Source organism: Pseudomonas sp. P4_C8, from assembly GCF_056401975.1.
The window spans coordinates 50,626-70,242 of the sequence record NZ_JBFUIH010000027.1; the positions used below are offsets into that span (position 1 = coordinate 50,626).

Annotated in this window: 20 protein-coding genes and 1 other RNA gene; 15 read left to right on the forward strand and 6 right to left on the reverse strand. The window is 57.8% G+C overall.

The annotated features are described in order from the left end of the window. Nucleotides 1-53: 53 nt before the first annotated feature. Nucleotides 54-1,727 carry a DNA repair protein RecN gene (recN, locus tag AC1DWM_RS17975; protein ID WP_477795787.1) on the forward strand — a complete coding sequence of 558 codons (1,674 nt, stop codon included), beginning with the start codon at nt 54-56 and terminating at the stop codon, nt 1,725-1,727. Nucleotides 1,728-1,802: 75 nt separating this feature from the next. On the opposite strand, the gene fur is transcribed toward recN, so the two are convergent. Continuing rightward, nucleotides 1,803-2,207, reverse strand: coding sequence for a ferric iron uptake transcriptional regulator (gene fur, locus AC1DWM_RS17980; protein ID WP_003197684.1), 405 nt, complete (start codon nt 2,205-2,207; stop codon nt 1,803-1,805). 97 nt (nt 2,208-2,304) lie between these two features. Here fur and AC1DWM_RS17985 point away from each other — a divergent pair, with 97 nt between their 5' ends. Continuing rightward, nucleotides 2,305-2,826, forward strand: coding sequence for an outer membrane protein assembly factor BamE (locus tag AC1DWM_RS17985; protein ID WP_223516361.1), 522 nt, complete (start codon nt 2,305-2,307; stop codon nt 2,824-2,826). A gap of 60 nt (nt 2,827-2,886) precedes the next feature. Here the strand turns inward: AC1DWM_RS17985 and AC1DWM_RS17990 are convergent, their stop codons facing one another. Genes AC1DWM_RS17990 through AC1DWM_RS18000 form a run of 3 tightly spaced genes read right to left on the reverse strand, consistent with a single transcriptional unit; the run spans nt 2,887 to nt 5,039 of the window. Continuing rightward, complete coding sequence (locus AC1DWM_RS17990) at nt 2,887-3,201, reverse strand: RnfH family protein (RefSeq protein ID WP_223516359.1); 315 nt, start codon at nt 3,199-3,201, stop codon at nt 2,887-2,889. Further along, entirely contained in the window at nt 3,194-3,628 is a 435-nt protein-coding gene (locus AC1DWM_RS17995; protein ID WP_223516357.1) for a type II toxin-antitoxin system RatA family toxin, read from the reverse strand. The genes AC1DWM_RS17990 and AC1DWM_RS17995 overlap by 8 nt, the downstream gene beginning before the upstream one ends. Before the next feature lie 7 nt (nt 3,629-3,635). Then, nucleotides 3,636-5,039 carry a sodium-dependent transporter gene (locus tag AC1DWM_RS18000; RefSeq protein ID WP_223516356.1) on the reverse strand — a complete coding sequence of 468 codons (1,404 nt, stop codon included), beginning with the start codon at nt 5,037-5,039 and terminating at the stop codon, nt 3,636-3,638. Nucleotides 5,040-5,157: 118 nt separating this feature from the next. Between AC1DWM_RS18000 and smpB the strand changes: the two genes are divergently transcribed. Further along, on the forward strand, nt 5,158-5,640 hold the full coding sequence (smpB, locus tag AC1DWM_RS18005) for an SsrA-binding protein SmpB (protein WP_007942908.1): 483 nt from the start codon (nt 5,158-5,160) through the stop codon (nt 5,638-5,640). A 136-nt stretch (nt 5,641-5,776) separates the two neighbouring features. Here the strand turns inward: smpB and AC1DWM_RS18010 are convergent, their stop codons facing one another. Further along, complete coding sequence (locus AC1DWM_RS18010) at nt 5,777-6,544, reverse strand: FCD domain-containing protein (protein WP_223516354.1); 768 nt, start codon at nt 6,542-6,544, stop codon at nt 5,777-5,779. Nucleotides 6,545-6,807: 263 nt separating this feature from the next. Here AC1DWM_RS18010 and AC1DWM_RS18015 point away from each other — a divergent pair, with 263 nt between their 5' ends. The 11 genes from AC1DWM_RS18015 (at nt 6,808) to AC1DWM_RS18065 (ending at nt 17,927) form a co-directional block, all read left to right on the forward strand. Next, on the forward strand, nt 6,808-8,502 hold the full coding sequence (locus AC1DWM_RS18015) for a lactate permease LctP family transporter (RefSeq protein ID WP_223516352.1): 1,695 nt from the start codon (nt 6,808-6,810) through the stop codon (nt 8,500-8,502). Between the two features lie 149 nt (nt 8,503-8,651). Beyond that, entirely contained in the window at nt 8,652-9,476 is an 825-nt protein-coding gene (locus tag AC1DWM_RS18020; RefSeq protein ID WP_477795788.1) for a (Fe-S)-binding protein, read from the forward strand. Beyond that, nucleotides 9,473-10,927, forward strand: a complete 1,455-nt coding sequence (locus AC1DWM_RS18025; protein ID WP_477795789.1) for a LutB/LldF family L-lactate oxidation iron-sulfur protein — start codon at nt 9,473-9,475, stop codon at nt 10,925-10,927. The genes AC1DWM_RS18020 and AC1DWM_RS18025 overlap by 4 nt, the downstream gene beginning before the upstream one ends. Continuing rightward, complete coding sequence (locus tag AC1DWM_RS18030) at nt 10,927-11,598, forward strand: LutC/YkgG family protein (protein WP_477795790.1); 672 nt, start codon at nt 10,927-10,929, stop codon at nt 11,596-11,598. Before AC1DWM_RS18025 ends, AC1DWM_RS18030 begins: the two co-directional genes overlap by 1 nt. Further along, nucleotides 11,595-14,405 carry an FAD-binding and (Fe-S)-binding domain-containing protein gene (locus tag AC1DWM_RS18035; protein WP_223516344.1) on the forward strand — a complete coding sequence of 937 codons (2,811 nt, stop codon included), beginning with the start codon at nt 11,595-11,597 and terminating at the stop codon, nt 14,403-14,405. The genes AC1DWM_RS18030 and AC1DWM_RS18035 overlap by 4 nt, the downstream gene beginning before the upstream one ends. A 200-nt stretch (nt 14,406-14,605) precedes the next feature. Continuing rightward, nucleotides 14,606-14,884, forward strand: coding sequence for a hypothetical protein (locus AC1DWM_RS18040; RefSeq protein WP_223516342.1), 279 nt, complete (start codon nt 14,606-14,608; stop codon nt 14,882-14,884). A 100-nt stretch (nt 14,885-14,984) separates the two neighbouring features. Further along, nucleotides 14,985-15,378, forward strand: a transfer-messenger RNA (tmRNA) gene (ssrA, locus tag AC1DWM_RS18045). A gap of 179 nt (nt 15,379-15,557) precedes the next feature. Then, a complete protein-coding gene (locus AC1DWM_RS18050) occupies nt 15,558-15,767 on the forward strand; it encodes a hypothetical protein (RefSeq protein WP_223516272.1) in 210 nt (69 codons plus the stop codon). A gap of 299 nt (nt 15,768-16,066) precedes the next feature. After that, nucleotides 16,067-16,495 (forward strand): class I SAM-dependent methyltransferase, encoded by a 429-nt coding sequence (locus tag AC1DWM_RS18055; protein WP_223516270.1) that lies wholly within the window; start codon nt 16,067-16,069, stop codon nt 16,493-16,495. Nucleotides 16,496-17,001: 506 nt separating this feature from the next. Then, complete coding sequence (locus AC1DWM_RS18060; protein WP_477795791.1) at nt 17,002-17,205, forward strand: hypothetical protein; 204 nt, start codon at nt 17,002-17,004, stop codon at nt 17,203-17,205. 344 nt (nt 17,206-17,549) lie between these two features. Beyond that, on the forward strand, nt 17,550-17,927 hold the full coding sequence (locus AC1DWM_RS18065; RefSeq protein ID WP_477795792.1) for a DUF6124 family protein: 378 nt from the start codon (nt 17,550-17,552) through the stop codon (nt 17,925-17,927). 132 nt (nt 17,928-18,059) lie between these two features. Here AC1DWM_RS18065 and AC1DWM_RS18070 read toward each other — a convergent pair whose 3' ends face one another. Next, nucleotides 18,060-18,482: an organic hydroperoxide resistance protein gene (locus AC1DWM_RS18070; protein ID WP_477795793.1), complete on the reverse strand. Its 423-nt coding sequence runs from the start codon at nt 18,480-18,482 to the stop codon at nt 18,060-18,062. A gap of 146 nt (nt 18,483-18,628) precedes the next feature. Between AC1DWM_RS18070 and AC1DWM_RS18075 the strand changes: the two genes are divergently transcribed. Beyond that, entirely contained in the window at nt 18,629-19,546 is a 918-nt protein-coding gene (locus tag AC1DWM_RS18075) for a hypothetical protein (RefSeq protein WP_477795794.1), read from the forward strand. The last annotated feature ends 71 nt before the right edge of the window (nt 19,547-19,617 follow it).

The following is a 19,617-nucleotide window of genomic DNA, read 5'->3' on the forward strand; positions in this document are numbered from 1 at the left end:
CGCAAATAAAACACTGTATAAATAACCAGACCTAAAGCCTGGGAGCGGCCTTTATGCTGGTGCACCTGTCCGTACATAACTACGCCATCGTTGAACACCTCGATCTCGAACTCGATCGTGGGATGAGCGTGATCACCGGGGAAACCGGCGCCGGCAAGTCGATCATGCTCGACGCCCTGGGTCTGACGCTGGGCGATCGAGCCGACAGTGGCGTGGTTCGCCCCGGCGCCGACAAGGCCGACATTCTGGCGACCTTTGACCTGGTCGACATCCCGGAAGCCAGCGCCTGGCTCGCCGAGCGCGACCTCGAAAGTGATGGCCCGTGCATCCTGCGCCGGGTGATCACCGCCGAAGGCCGCTCCCGCGGCTATATCAACGGCACGCCCTGCCCGCTCGGCGACCTCAAAGCCCTGGGCGAGCTGCTGATCGATATCCACAGCCAGCACGAACACCAATCGCTGCTCAAGACCGACACCCACCGCCGCCTGCTCGACGAGTACGCCGGCGCGACGGACCTTGCCCGCCAGGTCCAACTGGCGGCCCAACGCTGGCGCCAGACCCGCCAGGAACTGGAACGCCTTTCCAACTCCGGTGACGAGCAACGCGCTCGGCATCAATTGCTCAGCTATCAACTTGAAGAGCTGGAGAACCTCGGTCTCGGTGAAAACGAGCTGGAGCAACTGGAACAGGAACACAAGAACCTGACCAACGCCGAAACGTTGCTGGGCATCTGCCGACAAGTCGTCGAGCAGTGCAGCGAAAGTGATTCCGGCAATGTCCTGAACGCCCTGACCGTCAGCCTCAACCGCCTCTCGAGCGTCAACAATTCGATCGGCGCCCTGGGTGAAGCCAGCAGTCTGCTGACCAGTGCGCAGATTCAGGTAGAAGAAGCAGTGGGCGAGTTGAACCGCTTCCTCGACAATTTCGACGCCGATCCGGCGCGACTTCAATATCTGGAAGAACGCCTCGATGCGATCTACACCATGGCCCGCAAACACCGCATCCAGCCGACGGAAGTCGCAGAGATGCAGCAGCGGCTGCTGGATGAAATCGAAACCCTGAATGCCAACGATGAATCCATCGAACGGCTAAGCGATGAGCTAGCTTCCTATGCCCGCCATTATCAGGAGAAGGCGCGCGAGCTGAGTGACTTGCGCCATCAAGCATCGAGCAGCCTGGCCAGCGCCGTCGAACAAGAGATTCAACGACTGGGTATGCCTGGTGGTCGCTTCACTATCGAACTGCGCCCTAACAGCAGTGATGAGTTGCTGCCTAACGGCCTTGAGCAGGTCGAGTTGCTGGTAAGCGCCAACCCTGGCCAACCATTGAAGGCCCTGGCCAAAGTGGCATCCGGCGGTGAGCTATCGCGGATCAGCCTGGCGATTCAGGTGATCACCGCACAGACCTCTCGTGTACCGACACTGGTGTTCGACGAAGTGGACGTGGGTATCGGTGGTCCGACCGCCGAGATCGTAGGCCAGTTGTTGCGGCGCCTCGGAGAGCGCGGGCAAGTGCTGACAGTGACTCACTTGCCGCAAGTGGCGGCGCAGGGTCACCAACATTTATTCGTGCACAAGGTTCGCGGCGAAGAGGCGACCCACACAGCCGTTTCCAAGCTGAGCAAGAATGATCGAGTGGAGGAAGTGGCGCGAATGCTGGGTGGCATCGACCTGACCAAGGAGTCCTTGGCTCACGCGAAAAAAATGGTCGTCACCGCAAAAATTTAAGAACGGCAGACAGCACGAAGGCGACCCTGGGGTCGCCTTCGTTCGTTTCGCGAATGTGAAATTCGCGCGACATGCTTACTTTTTCTTGCGTACGTACAGCACCAGATTGTGATCAACCATCTCGAACCCATACTTGTCGACGATGGCTTTCTGCAGGCGCTCGATTTCTTCGTCGAAGAATTCGATCACTTCGCTGGTTTCGACATTGACCATATGGTCGTGATGCTTGCCATCATCCAGCTCGAAGACCGCGTGGCCTCCGTCGAAGTTGTGCCGCACCACAAGGCCAGCTGCCTCGAACTGAGTCAGTACACGGTAAACCGTGGCCAGACCGACGTCCTCACCAGCCTCCATCAGCGCCTTATATACATCTTCGGCACTCATGTGGCGCTGCTCGGCGGAATCGAGCATTTGCAGAATTTTGACCCGTGGCAGGGTCACTTTGAGGCCGGCTTTGCGTAGTTCGCTATTTTCAACCATGGTCAGCTTTCTCGCGATGCTGCTTCGCAGCTTCTCTTAATGCGGGTATGATCGGCGTTTACGTTGTCCCAGCCAAGATAGTGGAAGTCGCCCACCGATGCAAAACACCAAGCTCTTGCTAACCAGTTTCACCTTTGTGGGACTGCTCGCACTCGCCGGTTGTTCATTCCCCGGGGTTTACAAAATCGACATCCAGCAGGGCAATGTCGTCACGCAGGACATGATAGACCAGTTACGCCCGGGAATGACCCGCAAGCAAGTACGGTTTATCATGGGCAACCCTCTGCTGACCGACACGTTCCACGCCGATCGCTGGGATTATCTGTACAGCATGCAACCGGGGGGCGGTGAACGCCAGCAGGAACGCGTTACCGTTATCTTCAACTCAAATGATCAGCTTGTCAGCCTTTCTGGTGATTTCATGCCCGGCATGAGCCGCGATGAAGCCATTCTCGGCACCGACACGCCAATCAAAGAACCAGTAGAACACCTCGAGCTGCCGAAACCGGAAAAACCGGTCAAGCCAGGTTCGTTGCTGGACCAGATCCAGAAGGACGTCGACGGCGTAGAAACGGTCCCAGTCCCGACGCCAGAACCGCTGGGCACCACGCCGCAATAATTTGCGACGCAATAAAAAACCCGGAATATCCGGGTTTTTTATTGTCCAGCGTTTAGCGACTCACTGATTCCGGGCTTTAGCCTCGGCCGCCTTGGCGGCACGCAACCGACGAACCTCCTTCGGATCCGCCAATAATGGCCGGTAAATCTCGATGCGATCTCCTGCCTGAACCGGGCGCACCTGCGGGTCGGCAATGACCTTGCCGAATATTCCCACCGGGCAATTACCCAGATCCAGCTCAGGAAATTGAGCGCCGACCGTAGATCGGCGCAACGCTTCGCGCACCGATGTGCCCTCAGGCACAGCGACCACCTGCAATACCTGACGATCAACGGCGGCATACACCACCTCGACCTCGATCACGGACTCAACCATGAATCTGTTTGGCGCGCTGGCAGAACGCGTCCATCAGCGTGTTGGCAGCCTGATTGAACAAGGGCCCCAGCGTCGCGCGAACAATCGGTCCGGCGTAGTCGAACGACAGGTCCAGACTGATTTTGCAGGCCTTCTCAGTCAGCGGCTTGAACACCCAGATGCCGTGCAATTGAGTGAAAGGGCCTTCTTCAAGATTCATTTCGATCGAATGGCCGGGCACTAATGTGTTTCGAGTAACGAAATGCTGACTCAAACCACCCTTGGCCACACCCACACTGGCACGCATATGCTCAGGTGAGCTTTCCAGCACCTCGGCAGCCGAGCACCATGGCAGAAACTCGGGATAACGCGCTACGTCGTTGACCAGGTCATACAGGGCCTGCGCCGGGTACGGCAGCAGGGCCGAACGTTGAATATGCGTCGTCATGTCAGCGTCACTTCCACAGCTGGGCGGCAAACACTACGAGAATGCCGATGGGCGCCACATAGCGCATCAAGAACAGGGACAAGCCAAACAGCATCGGGCTGCGGATCGACAACTCGTCACGCACCGCTTCACGCCCCATGATCCAGCCTGCAAACACCACGAAACACAAACCACCGAGTGGCAACATGATCCGCGAGGTGAAGAAGTCGATCACGCCAAAGAAGTCCAGACCGCCGGCCGCGCCCCATTGGTAGAGGTGAAACATTCCGCCTTCGTTCACGAAAAACTTGGCTTCCTTCCAGATATTGAAGGAAAACACCGTGCCCAGCCCGACGAACCAGCAGATGAATGCCAACCAGAACGTCACCCAGGCGCGGCTGACTTTGGTGCGCTCAACCAGGTACGCAACCATCGGCTCCAGCAGTGAAATCGCCGAACTCCAGGCGGCGACCGCGACCAGCACGAAGAACACTACGCCCATCAACTGGCCAAACGCTACGTTACCAAAGGCAAATGGCAGACTGACAAACATCAGGCCAGGGCCTTCACTCGGGTTCAGACCCGCGGCGAACACAATCGGAAACAATGCCAGACCGGCCACCAACGAAACGAACGTATCGAGCAGCGCCACGCCGACGATAGTGCCGGAAATCGACGAGTGCTTCGGCATATAAGCGCCGTAGATCATGATCGAGCCAACACCCACACTCAGCGAAAAGAACGCGTGACCCATGGCGGGCAGCAAACCGTCGAGGACTTTTTCCGGGTGGAAGTCGAACATGAAATGCACACCATCCATGAAATGGCCGGTGGTCATGCTGTAACCCAGCAGAACGATAACCATCACAAACAGCAGCGGCATCATGATGCGCAAGCTGCGCTCAAGCCCGGCGACCACGCCTTTGGCGATCACGACGGCCGACAGCAGCATGAAAATCGTGTGCCAAAGTGTCAGGCGCCACGGATCGGCAATCACATTGCCGAAGTACGCGCCGACCTGATCAGCCGTCACCCCCTGAAAATCGCCACGCCCCATGTCGATGATGTAATCCAGCGACCAGCCGCCGACCACGCTATAGAAAGACAGGATCAGCAACGCCGTGATCATCCCGGCGAAAGCGCCCCAGGACCACTTGGCCGAGTGCCCTGCCTCCAGCGCCAGCACCTTCAAGGCGTTGGCCGGACTTTGCCGTGCACGACGCCCGATCAGGGTTTCAGCCAACATGACCGGCACACCAATCAGCGCGATACAGGCCAGGAACATCAGCACGAAAGCCCCGCCGCCGTAGACGCCGACCATGTACGGGAATTTCCAGATACTACCCAGGCCCACGGCCGAACCGGTCGCGGCGAGTATGAAGACCCAGCGGCTAGCCCAACTGCCGTGGACAGAAACCTTGTCTGTCGACATCGTTATCACGCCCAAGCGTTCAAAAAAGAGGCCGCATTGTCCGGGATTCAATCAACCTGCTCAAGCACGTAGCGATACCGTAGCCGACTCGCGCGCAACTCCCTATAATGCCGCCCCTATGGCTAAACAGAAGAAACACCCCACAGGGACCATCGCGCAGAACAAAAAGGCGCGACACGATTACTTCATCGAGCATAAGTTCGAGGCTGGTCTGGTCCTGGCCGGCTGGGAAGTAAAAAGTTTGCGGGCAAGCAAGCTGCAACTGGTCGACAGTTACGTGCTGCTCAAGGATGGCGAAGCCTGGCTGCTCGGCAGCCACATTACGCCGCTGATGACGGCCAGCACCCACGTCATCGCTGACCCGACCCGTACCCGAAAATTGCTGCTCAACCGTCGCGAGCTGGAAAAGCTGGCCACCGCCGTGCAGCAAAAAGGTTATGCCTGCGTGTGCTTGTCCTGGTACTGGAGCAAGCACATGGTCAAGTGCGAGATCGCGCTGGGCAAGGGCAAGAAGGAATACGACAAGCGTGACACCGAACGCGAACGCGACGCCGGTCGTGAATTGGCGCGTGCTGTGCGCAACAAGGGCAAGGAAGATTAATTCCCCTGCTGCTTGATACCGCCATCGCCGGCAAGCCGGTCTCGCTCCCACATTTGTTTTGTGTCGCTCACAAATACAGTGTGGGAGCGAGCCTGCTCGCGAAGGCGATAGCACAAATCATCGCAAATCCAACTGACTACATCCCCTTGCGCCGCTCCGCCCGAGCCATACGCTGCACTTCCTGACGCACCTCTTCCAGCACTTCCTGCACATACAAAATGTGTCGACTGGAGACTTCCCGCGCCTGCTCCGCTCGCCCTTCGATAATCGCCGTGTACAACTCCCGGTGCTGCGTGATCAGCATGTCGCGGGTTTCGGTGCGTTGTTTATACATGCCGCCAATGTTGGTCACCACATTGCGCTTGAGCAGATCGAACAGCCCGCGAATCGTGTGCAGCAACACCGCGTTATGACTGGCTTCAGCAATGGCCAAGTGGAAACTGGCGTCCGCCGCGCCTTCTTCGGCCCGACTCACGTCGTCATGACGCGAATAACAATCCTGCAATACTTCAAACGCAGCTGTCAGCCGCTCACGGTCCACATCAGTGGCGCGTAATGCCGCGTAATAAGCACAGGACGCTTCCAGGGTGTGGCGAAACTCCAGCAGATCGCGCTGCGCCTCGGGGTTATTTTCCAGCAGGTGCAGCAATGGATCGCTGAAGGTCGACCCCAACGAATCGACGACATAATTGCCCCCGCCCTGACGACTGACCAGCAAGCCCTTGGCGGCCAGTTTCTGAATCGCCTCGCGCAACGAAGGGCGTGACACGCCGAACTGCTCGGCCAGTGCACGTTCAGCCGGCAAGCGCTCACCGGACTTTAGCGTGCCTTCGAGGATCATCCCCTCGAGCCGCTCGACAATATCGTCAGACAAACGGCGCTGACGAATCTGATCAAACCCCATAACTCAATTCTCCACGATCCCGACCGCTCGCCGGGCTCTCTATTCTGGCCTATTGGCGCGACGCCAGCACCTGGCAAGACGACGCTCGATCAAACCGGTCAGCAGCATTGCGCACGGCTTATTCGACAAAAGTTTTAGGGCGGCAAATTGACACACCGCACATAACGCTTTTACCCTAGCCAACAGCGATTGTAAATTGGTATTACCAATTAACCAAGAACGCTGCACAGTGCCTGACCAACAACAATTAGGGGCCACCCCATATGCAAACCTGGCAACAGCTCTATACCCCGCTCGGCAGTCTCGGCATCTCCGCCCTCGCGGCCGTTATCCCTATCGTGTTTTTCTTCCTGGCGTTGGCGGTGTTCCGCCTCAAAGGCCACGTGGCCGGCAGCATCACCCTGGCGTTGTCCATTGCCGTGGCGATCTTTGCCTTCCAGATGCCGGTCGACATGGCGTTCGCCGCCGCCGGTTATGGCTTTGCTTACGGACTGTGGCCCATCGCCTGGATCATTGTGGCGGCCGTGTTCCTCTACAAACTGACAGTCAAGAGCGGCCAGTTTGAAGTGATCCGCAGTTCGGTACTGTCGATCACCGACGACCAGCGCTTGCAAGTGTTGCTGATCGGGTTCTGCTTCGGTGCGTTCCTCGAAGGCGCCGCTGGTTTCGGTGCACCGGTAGCAATCACCGCAGCACTGCTCGTCGGTCTGGGCTTCAATCCGCTGTATGCGGCCGGCCTGTGCCTGATCGCCAACACCGCGCCCGTCGCATTCGGCGCCTTGGGGATTCCAATCATCGTCGCCGGGCAAGTGACCGGCATCGACGCGTTCAAGATCGGCGCCATGACCGGTCGCCAACTGCCGCTGCTGTCGCTGTTCGTGCCGTTCTGGCTGGTGTTCATGATGGACGGCATGCGCGGCGTGAAGGAAACCTGGCCTGCCGCGCTGGTGGCCGGCTTGAGCTTTGCTATTACCCAATACTTCACTTCAAACTTCATTGGCCCGGAACTGCCAGACATCACCTCGGCCCTGGTGAGCCTGATTTCCCTGACCCTGTTCCTTAAAGTCTGGCAGCCGAAACGCGCCGCCGGCCAGCACATCGTCGGCGCCGTCTCGGCGTCCGTGGTGACCGCCAGCGCCGGTGGTTTCGGCCAGAAGCGCACCACCGTCGCTTCGCCTTACAGCCTCCTGGAAATCATCAAAGCCTGGTCGCCGTTCCTGATCCTCACCGTGCTGGTCACCATCTGGACCCTGAAACCGTTCAAGGCGATGTTCGCTGCCGGCGGCTCGATGTACAGCTGGGTGTTCAACTTCGCCATCCCGCACCTGGATCAAATGGTGATCAAGGTTGCACCGATCGTAGCGGCTCCAACCGCTATTCCGGCGGTGTTCAAACTCGATCCGATCTCCGCAACCGGCACTGCTATTTTCTTCTCCGCGCTGATCTCGATGCTGATATTGAGGATCAACATCAAAATTGGTCTGACCACTTTTAGAGAGACCTTCTACGAGCTGCGCTGGCCGATTCTGTCGATCGGCATGGTGTTGGCGTTTGCTTTCGTCACCAACTACTCGGGCATGTCGTCGACCATGGCCCTGGTACTGGCCGGCACTGGTGCAGCTTTCCCGTTCTTCTCGCCGTTCCTCGGCTGGCTGGGTGTGTTCCTGACCGGTTCCGACACCTCCTCCAACGCCCTGTTCAGCTCGTTGCAAGCGACCACCGCGCACCAGATCGGTGTCAACGATGTGTTGCTGGTGGCGGCGAACACCAGTGGCGGCGTGACCGGCAAGATGATCTCGCCACAATCGATCGCCGTGGCCTGCGCCGCGACCGGTCTGGTGGGCAAGGAATCGGATCTGTTCCGCTTCACCCTCAAGCACAGCCTATTCTTTGCAACGATAGTCGGTTTGATCACCCTGGCTCAGGCCTACTGGTTTACCGGCATGTTGGTGCATTAAGTACTACAGGTTAAAACGCAAAAACCGACGCCGGAGCACGATTCCAGCGCCAGCAATTCACAACCCGGTCTGCAAGGCTGCTGAAAGATGCCGACACTATTTTCAGCAGCCGCAGCGGACGGTTAACCGGGACCACCCGGAGACGCCTGATGAGCGAGCTTTTTTACAACGCTGTGCCGAACGCGACCCGCGTCGCCCCGCCACTGCCCGAGCCTCGGCAGTACCCCAGCGAGAAACCGTCACGGGTCTACCTGTTCGGGACCTGCGTGGTGGATTTGTTCTACCCGGAAGCCGGGATGGACGCGATTCACTTGCTGGAACGCGAAGGCATTCGTGTCGAGTACCCGCAAGGGCAAAGCTGCTGCGGACAACCGGCCTACACCTCGGGCTACACCGAGCAGGCAAGGACGGTGGCGCGCTCGCAACTGGCGCTGTTTGCCGGGGATTATCCGGTGGTGGTGCCCTCGGGATCCTGTGCCGGGATGTTGCGCGAGCACTACGCCGACTTGTTCAAGGACGAGCCGGACACGTTGAAACAGGTTCAAGCCCTGGCGGCCAGGACGTATGAACTGGCCGAGTTCCTGTTGTTTGTCTGCAAAGTGCAGCTCAAGGACAGCGGCGAGCCGGTCAAAGTGGCGTTGCACACGTCGTGCTCGGCACGCCGCGAGATGAACACCCACCTGCACGGTCGCGAGTTGTTGTCGCAACTGAGCAATGTGGAGCGGGTCAATCACGATCACGAAAGTGAATGTTGTGGCTTTGGCGGGACATTCAGCGTCCGTATGCCAGACATTTCCGGTGCGATGGTGGCGGACAAGACCCGGTCGTTGAAGGAGTCCGGCGCACACAAGGTACTCAGTGCCGACTGCGGTTGCCTGATGAACATCAACGGCTCGCTGGAGAAACAAAAGGAAGCGTTGCGCGGCCAACACCTGGCCAGTTTCCTCTGGCAGCGAACCGGAGGTGCCCGATGAGCACTTCCACGATTATTCCGACGGTCAGCGTCGAAGAAGATTTCCGCGCCAGGGCCCACAAGGCTTTGGACGACAAGCAACTGCGAAACAACTTTCGCACTGCGATGGATTCACTGATGGCCAAGCGGGCAGCGTCTTTCAGCGATGCCCACGAGCGAGAACATTTGCGAGCGCTGGGCAATGCTGTCCGCGCCCGTGCGTTATCCAAGTTGCCCGACCTGCTCGAGCAGCTTGAACAGAACCTGACCCGCAACGGTGTGACAGTGCACTGGGCGGAAACGGTGGACGAAGCCAATGGCATCGTCCTCTCGATCATCCGCGCTCACGAGGGGCGGCAAGTGATCAAGGGCAAATCGATGGTCAGCGAAGAGATGGAGATGAACCATGTCCTCGAAGCTCAAGGCATTGAATGCCTGGAGTCGGACATGGGGGAGTACATCGTCCAGCTCGACCACGAGAAGCCTTCACACATTATTATGCCGGCGATCCACAAGAATGCCGGTCAGGTCGCGTCCTTGTTCCACGACAAACTTGGCGTGGAATACACCAAGGACGTTGACCAACTCATTCAGATCGGTCGCAGAGTCTTGCGGCAGAAATTCTTCGAAGCGGACATCGGCGTCTCCGGCGTCAACTTCGCCGTGGCCGAAACCGGCACCCTGTTGCTGGTGGAAAACGAAGGCAACGGTCGCATGACCACCGCCGTACCCCCAGTGCACATTGCCGTAACCGGCATTGAAAAAGTCGTGGAAAACCTGCGCGACGTGGTGCCGCTGTTGTCGCTGCTGACCCGCTCGGCGCTGGGTATTCCGATCACCACCTACGTCAACATGATCTCCGGCCCACGCAAGGAGCATGAACTCGACGGCCCTCAAGAAGTGCACCTGGTGCTGCTCGACAACGGTCGTAGCCAGGCGTTTGCCGACAGCGAACTGCGCCAGACCCTGAACTGCATCCGCTGCGGCGCCTGTATGAATCATTGCCCGGTCTACACCCGAATCGGCGGCCACGCCTATGGGGAGGTTTACCCTGGGCCTATCGGAAAAATCATCACGCCGCACATGGTCGGCCTGGCGAAAGTCCCGGACCACCCCAGCGCGTCATCGCTTTGCGGTGCTTGCGGCGAAGTCTGTCCGGTAAAAATCCCTATCCCGGCACTGCTGCGACGCCTGCGGGAAGAGAACGTCAAAGCGCCGGACAGCCCGCATCAAGTCATGCGCGGCCAAGGCAGTAAGTATTCGCGCAAAGAGCGGTTCATCTGGAACGCCTGGGCCATGCTCAACAGCTCGCCGACGTTGTATCGCCTGTTCGGTTTCTTAGCCACTCGCCTGCGCGCGCTGACGCCGAACAATGTCGGACCGTGGACGCAAAACCACAGCGCACCAAAACCCGCTGCCCGCTCACTGCACGACATGGCCCGCGAACATCTGGGCAAACAGGGAGACCGCTGATGAGCGCCAAGCAAAACATCCTCGCCAAGTTACGCAAAAGTCTGACTGGCACCACGCCTGTGCCTGACGAGTTCGACGTCGAACTGGTGACAGCGCCCTACACCTACACGACCGAGCAACGCATCCCGCAGTTGCGCAAACTGATGGAAGCGGTGCACACCGAAATCCATCTGACGTCGGGCGAAGGTTGGCCTTCGCTGCTGGCCCAGTTGTTGCGGGATCGTCAGTTACCAAGCCTGTTGATCGCGCCGACGACGCCTCACGGGCAACGCCTCTCACAACATTGGGCGAATAATCCGGGGCTGCCGACGCTCAAAGCCTACGACCGCCCGGTTGAAGAATGGAAAGCCGAGTTGTTCAATGACACCCCAGCCAGCCTCACCGGCACTCTCGGCGCAATCGCCGCGACAGGCAGCCTGATTCTCTGGCCGACGCGTGAAGAACCGCGCTTGATGAGCCTGGTACCGCCGGTGCATTTCGCCCTGCTCAAGGCCAGCGAGATCCGCGACAACTTCTATCAGGTGCAGCAGGAATTCAACTGGGCCCAAGGCATGCCGACCAATGCCTTGTTAGTGTCCGGCCCGTCAAAAACCGCAGACATTGAACAAATCCTGGCCTACGGCGCGCACGGTCCGAAAGACCTGGTGGTTTTAATCCTGGAGGACCAATGAGTCTATCGGCGGCTTTCCTGAGAGATGCACAGCAACTGATTCCCCAAGAGCGACGTTTCGACGACCCACTGTCGACCTTGGCCTTCGGCACTGACGCCAGTTTCTATCGACTGATTCCGAAACTGGTGATTCGTGTCGAGTCGGAAGACGAAGTGGTTTCGCTACTCAAACTGGCGCAGCGAGATCAAGTCCCGGTAACGTTCCGCGCCGCTGGCACCAGCCTGTCTGGCCAGGCCATCAGCGATTCGGTGCTGATCGTGCTGGGGGATAACTGGAACGGTCGCGAGATCCGTGGCCAAGGCATGCAAATCCGCCTGCAACCGGGCGTGATCGGCGCGCAGGCCAACGCCTGGCTGTCCCCGTTCGGACGCAAGATCGGCCCGGACCCGGCCTCGATCAACGCCTGCAAAATAGGCGGCATCGTCGCTAACAACGCTAGCGGCATGTGCTGCGGCACGGCGCAGAACACCTATCACACGCTGGCCGGCATTCGGCTGGTACTGGCCGACGGCAGCCGCCTCGATACCGAAGATACGGCCAGTGTGGCGGCGTTTCGTCAAAGCCATGCCTCACTGCTTGAACGCTTGGCCACCTTGGGCCGCGAGACTCGCGCCAATGCCGAACTGGCTGCAAGAATCCGCCACAAATACCGTCTGAAAAATACCACCGGACTGTCACTCAATGCGCTGGTGGATTTTGACGAGCCTGTGGATATCTTGAGCCACTTGCTGGTGGGCTCTGAAGGCACCCTCGGCTTTATCAGTGCGGTGACGTACGACACGGTGATTGACCACCCGAACAAGGCGTCGGCGCTGATCGTGTTCCCGGACGTGGAAACCTGCTGTAACGCCGTAACCGTGCTGAAAAGCCAACCGGTGTCGGCCGTGGAACTTCTGGACCGTCGCAGCCTGCGCTCGGTACAGAGCAAACCTGGCATGCCCGCGTTCGTACAGCACCTGTCGAACAATGCCTGCGCGTTGCTGATCGAATCCCGCGCAGCATCGTCCACCTTGCTGCAGGAACAACTGGCGCAGATCATGGCGTCACTGACCTCGTTCCCGGTGGAGAAACAGGTCGACTTCACCGAAGACCCGGTGGAAAACGCCCGCCTCTGGGCGATCCGCAAAGATACCTTCCCCGCCGTCGGCGCCGTGCGTAAAACCGGCACAACCGTGATTATCGAAGACGTAACCTTCCCGGTGGAACAACTGGCCATCGGCGTAAACCGCCTGATCGAGTTGTTCGACAAACATCACTACGACGAAGCGATCCTTTTCGGACACGCACTGGAAGGCAATCTGCATTTCGTCTTCACCCAAGGCTTCAACAATCCGGAAGAAGTCGCACGCTATCAGGCGTTCATGGACGACGTGGCGCAGTTGGTGGCGGTGGAATTCGGCGGCTCGCTGAAGGCTGAACACGGCACCGGACGCAACATGGCGCCCTTCGTCGAGCTGGAATGGGGCAGCGATGCCTACCAGCTGATGTGGCAGCTCAAACGCCTGCTCGACCCCAACGGCATTCTCAACCCGGACGTGGTGCTCAGCGAGGATCCGCAGATCCATCTCAAGCATTTGAAACCATTGCCGGCCGCCGACGAGATTGTGGACAAGTGCATTGAGTGCGGCTTCTGCGAACCGGTATGTCCCTCGAAAGGCCTGACCCTGAGCCCGCGCCAGCGCATCGTGATCTGGCGGGATATTCAGGCGAAAAAACGCGCAGGCGTTGATACAACCGAACTCGAAGCCGCTTACGAATATCAAGGCATCGACACCTGCGCCGCCACCGGTCTTTGTGCGCAGCGCTGCCCTGTAGGCATCAATACCGGCGAGTTGGTGAAAAAGCTCCGCAGCCGTAACGCAACGCGTACGAAAACCGCCAACTGGCTGGAAAGCAATTTCGCCACCGCGCTGCAAGGCGCCCGATTCACCCTGCACGTCGCCAATGGCGCTCGGATGCTGTTGGGAGCACCACGCCTGGCGAAACTCTCGGCGACGCTGACCAAGTTGTCCAAAGGTCAGATCCCGCAATGGACCAACGCCATGCCGCAGCCGGAAAAAGCCATTCGTTTCAGCCCGACCGTGTCGGACGAGCGCCCCCGGGTGGTGTACCTGGCGGCCTGTGTATCGCGGGTCATGGGCCCGGCGGCGGGTGATATAGAGCAAATGTCGCTGTACGACAAAACCCGCAGGCTGCTGGAAAAGGCCGGTTACCAAGTGGTCTTCCCGGATAATCAGGACAACCTTTGCTGCGGCCAGCCATTTGCCTCCAAAGGTTACGCCGAACAGGCCGAACACAAACGCCAGGAACTGATCGGCGCCTTGCTGCACGCCAGTCGCGGCGGACTCGACCCGATTTACTGCGACACCAGCCCTTGCACCTTACGGCTGGTCGAGGATTTGGGCGAGGTTCGACTGGACCTGTACGACCCGGTGCGTTTCATCCGCACACATTTGATGGATCGCCTGGATTTCACTCCGCAGGAAGCACCGATTGCGGTGCACGTCACCTGCAGCACCCAGCATCTGGGCGAAAGCCAGGCGCTGATCGATCTGGCGCGCAAGTGCAGCAAAACCGTGGTCATTCCGGAAGGCATTCACTGCTGTGGGTTCGCTGGAGACAAGGGTTTCACCACGCCAGAATTGAATGCCCATTCGCTGCGCACGCTCAAGGACGCGGTGCAACAATGCAGCGAGGGCATTTCTACCAGCCGCACCTGTGAGATCGGTCTGACGCAACATGGCGGCATTGACTACCACGGACTAGTCTATCTGGTGGATCGCGTTACCAAGGCTAGGGTGCTGTGATAGCAGGGCCTCAAGGAAGGTGCATTGATGTGCCTATCTTGATGTTCTTGCCGGAATCGACAGCTCTACGGCAGAAAAACAGAACCCTGACGTGCCCCCGCAGTCCACTGATCAAGTCCCGCTAATGTGGGACCTTCCCAATACTCGGTAGCCGATTTGATGGCCAGCAATGCCTGGCCCTTCTGCTCAAGGAGATACACATGAATCGTTCTGTTCTGTTAGGTCTGTTTATTACTGCTTCCATGATGGCTTCTACTTCTTTTGCCGCTGAAGACCAATGCGCGGTCAACCTGCAAACTATCGAAAATAACAAGGCTGATTTCCAGGGTTCAGGACTTGCGGAAAGTATCAAGGCAACCGTTGAGCAAGCCAAAGCCGATCATGCAAAAGGTACTAAAGCAGGCACTGACGCTTGCGTCGCTGAAACGAATGACCTAATCCAGTCCATGAAGGATGCCAAGAAAGGCGGTAATGGCTGACCGTTGCGCTCAGGGCCAACCTTCGGGTTGGCCTTCTACGCCTTGTTGGCGTACACTGCGCAGGCTTGTTGCTCACTTTGATTTACAGAGCAGCAGGCTCGGGGCCGTTTAGGATTCGACGCCGGTCGCGAAACTTTAGGTGCATGCCGAGTTGGTAACAGAACTCGTAAATCCACTGTTGCAACTTTCTATAGTTGCCAATGACGAAACCTACGGGGAATACGCTCTCGCTGCGTAAGCAGCCTTAGCCCTTCCCTCCTGGTACCTTCGGGTCCAGCAATCATCAGGGGATGTCTGTAAACCCAAAGTGATTGTCATATAGAACAGAATCGCCGTGCAGTACGTTGTGGACGAAGCGGCTAAAACTTACACAACTCGCCCAAAGCACCCTGCCCGTCGGGTCGCTGAGGGTTAACTTAATAGACACGGCTACGCATGTAGTACCGACAGCGGAGTACTGGCGGACGGGGGTTCAAATCCCCCCGGCTCCACCAATTGAGACACCAACGAAGCCCGCCCAGTGCGGGCTTTGTTGCATCTGGAGTTTCACATGTTGCTGAAGGTTGTTGTGGATTCATACAGGCCTCAGCGACTTTTCAGCAACTCCTTCCTCCGGTGTTCTGCCGTCCCACTCCCTCCCTGCTACGCTGATTTACGACACGGAGGAAATCCCATGCCGAACTCAGACCTACTCCCTTCCCTGCTCTTCAAGCTCAATGAAAACCAGCTCGCCCTTGAGGCTGCCATCATGGAGCTGTCGAACTGGGTCGAGCAGCGCGGATCGGCCGACGTTGCCGATAACGTGCGCGGCGCCATGGACACTATCGACAAGAATGAAGAGTTCATCAAAATGACGCTTGCGGTAATGATGACGCCGGAGTGACTGCCCGGTGTCAAATCCCACCTCCGGCGTCCTGCCGACCGAGTACAACCCCTATACAAAGGATGAGCAGCCAGATGGAAGTCATGGCACATCCTTGAAGAAAACGTGCTGGCCCAGCTTCAAGGTCTGCCTCGCAGCAGCTTGCGCGTTATCGCACTCAAGAACCGAGCAGCCATAGGGAATCGCCTCCTTGTAGGCCTTGCAGCAGTGGCCAACGGAGGTCATCGGCTGAATGTTGCAGCCCTCTCTTCTACCATGACACCAAGCGAGCTATCTGGGCGCCTGTAGTGGATAAGGTCGTGGGGTTGCTGGGTGGTTTTGGGGCGGTAGTGAATCAGGTCAGCCGGCCGGTCTGGGTGGACGTGGGGTGCGGCGACGGCGCGCTCGTCATGACGGCCGGAGACTACGGGTTTTCGGCAATAGGCCTGGATGCCCGCGCCGAAACCGTCAGCCAGATTCAGAACCTGGGCTTCAATGCACTGCAACATGACTTCATGACACTGCAATTTGAGGTCGTGCCCGATGTACTGTCCATGATGGATGTTCTTGAACACATGCCTTACCCGCTTGAAGCCTTACGCAAAGCAGCGCAAGTACTTCGCCCTGGCGGAGTGATTGTTATCAGCCTGCCTGATTTGACCTCTTCGAGCTGGAAAATCATGGATGCGGAGAAAGCCAACCCTTACTGGTTGGAAATCGAGCATTACCATAATTTCAGTCGCGACTGACTCGTTGCACTCTTGATCGACAGTGGTTTTGCCGTTGTCGATTTCGCAGTTCCGAACCGGTATAAAGCCCAAATGGAGCTTTATGCGGTGCGCCAATAACAAACCCAAGAGAGAAGAATGATCCAAAGCTCAGCATCTTCCAGGCAAGGCTGAGCCCTGGCTTCCTGACTCAAGAATAAAAACACCCGATGCACTGCACCGGGTGTTTTTTTGTTTACATGCGAGCGCGCAAGCAGAATGCGTTACTTCGCCTGAGTACCCCGCCCCCCCATGCGCCAAGCCCTCCTGATCGTAGACATGCAGCACAGCTTCGCCCCGCCGCAATAGCTTATCGATGGCATCCGGACGCTCGTCGATCACTGGATCGAACAGACGGGCTGGCCGTCAGGCTTTGGGAGCATCCTATCAAGCACACAATAAAATCGACCGGGTTGTACTCCGTAACTTCATTGGACGGTTCAACACAATCAGACCTACGCTGTAGTACTTCTTCCAAGGATGGCGCCATGAAATACAAAAAGCTGATTGTCGCGTTAACCCTCTCCCTGTCGTCCGGTTGTGCGTACTACAACGACCGCACCACCGACACCAGCAAGAACGGGCGGATTGCCTGTGATGCCGAACCTGCCAATCAGCCGGGCTGTTATACGAAGCAGTCGAAGGATTGGAGCTGGGGTGGGTTGAAGTTTGGGGTTGGGGCTTCGAACTAGTGTCAGCAAGGGACAGGTCCTACAGCTCTCGTGAGTTTGGGGATTGTTTCCGACAGGTTTTGACGGTTGTTGTGTGGGAAGCAGAGTGGATAGGCTTTGTCGGTCGCTGCATATCAGCGACCGGGTCTGGAAAACCCGAAGATAATTCGACTTGTCCCCATGGCATACTGTGGCGCTTTTTTTGACCTCAGTTTTGAGTTATGGCGGCTGTACGTGGGAGACCTTCGGGTCTGCCGGGTTTTGTCCTTTTGTCTCGGTTTTTCCAGTCCGCGTACAGCTGCCTCCCTTTCGTCTGGAAAACGAAAAATGGCAGCACCACTTCCATAGCTCAAAAGGTCTTTGCCATGATTAAAGAAACCCCAAATCCGCCTGCCGCGGATGACGTCTCCCCCTACGAATCCCCCGATTCCAAAAAGCTCAACGACGCCGCCGACCGAGCGCTCAATCACTACCTCAATCCCTCCGCCCTCAAATCACCCGTGGCCCGCAAGCCAAGCACGATGTTTTTCGTTTCGCCGGATATCAAAGACGAAGACCTGTTGGCGCATGCCTGTGAGTCCCTGGCTTCGGCGAGTGTGATGACGAGTAATTTTGCTGGGTATCTGGAAGGGCCGCACCGGCATACGGCGATGGCGATTCAGCAGATTGTGATGCTGGCGGAACTGGCGGTGAATCGGATGCTGGATAACTTCGAGCTGCCAAAAACTTCACCACACCGCTGATCCACCTGTGGGAGCGAGCCTGCTCGCGATGGCGGCGTGTCAGTCGACATCCATATTGAATGAACGATGGTTATCGCGAGCAGGCTCACTCCCACAAAGGCAATTCGGTGTGTGTGTGTGTGTGGGCGGGAGTCAAAGCACTTTCAAATCAACCGACACATGCCCGCGCGTCATCCGCGAATACGGGCAGATCTGATGCGCAGCCTCAGCCAGTTCACGCTTCACCCCAGCGTCCAACCCGGGAATATTGACGTTCAACCTGACCGCCAACTGAAAATCCCCGCCACTGGTTTTACCCAGATCCACCTCGGCATCCACCGATGTGTCTTCCGGCAATTTGATTTTCATCTTGCCCGCCGCTACCTGGATCGCGCCGATAAAACAGGCCGAATAGCCGAGGGCAAACAGTTGCTCCGGATTGGTGCCGGGCTTGCCCGAGCCGGGGGCGCTGAAGGTGACGTCCAACTCGCCATCGCTGGACTTGCCGGTGCCAGTGCGGCCGCCGACGGTGTGGGTTTTTGCGGTGTACAGAACGGTTTCCAGTGCAGTACTCATGGCCGTGACTCCTGATGGGAAGCAACAGAGTAGGCAAGCCTAGCAGCGCAACATCTGCTCACCGGTGACGTTTGTCGGTTTTGTGTCTTCGCAGACCCGCCGGGTTTTATCTATCCTTTCGCTCCAGGTTCTCTCAGGAATAAAACATGAAACGCTGGATCAACGCCGCTCTGTTGGCCGTGGTTTCTACGTTTGCACACGCCGTCACCGAGCTCGCGCCTCGTGTCGAGCATGTCCCTTTCGATAAAGGCGCCGATAGCGTCAAGTTCAACCAATCGATCAAAGGCCCGCGCACCGCGCAGTATCGCGTCAGTGCGAAGGCAGGCCAGATACTGACCGTCGACCTCAAGCCTTCCAACGCATCCGCCTACTTCAACATCACCGCCAGGGGGGCCGACTATGCGCTGTTCAACGGATCGATCATGGGCAACCACTTCATGGGCCCTTTGCCCGTCGATGGCGAATACACGGTTCAGGTGTACCTCATGCGCAACGCTGCACGGCGCAACGAGGTCGCCTATTACAGCCTTTCATTGAACCTCAGTCCCCCGACGGACAGCGCCCAACCGTTTGATCAGACTCTCGAACTGCAAGGCATACGTTTTCATGTGAAGGGGGAATGGGTCGATGGGAATCCTGTGGTGCGCATCTCGCCTCAAGGATTGGAAATCGACAACTCGCAGATCACTCGACCGCTCACCGGCAACATCGCACGCGCGGAAGTCGCCGACCTTGATCGCGATGGCTCACCGGAGATTTACATCTTCGCCCGATCACCCGGGCGCGGGATGCCGGGGGAGTTGGTTGCATACGCCGCCAACCGCAAAAAATCGCTGAGCGAGATTTACCTTCCAGCCGTTAGTGAGAACGCGAAAATGGCGGAGGGGTATCAGGGGGAAGAGGAGTTTGCGGTGGTGGAAAATGCGCTGGTGCGACGGTTTCCGGTTTATGACAGTCCTGAGGCTGGGGCAGGAAGGACGGGGAAGATGCGACAGGTTCAGTACAGGTTGGTGGCTGGGGAGGCGGGGTGGATTTTGAGGGGGGATGAGGTCACTGAATATTGAAAATTTGAGCCTTGTAGGAATGTAGTCACCGTCCTAGGAAACTTCCCGCAACTCGTATCGACTTTCATGAA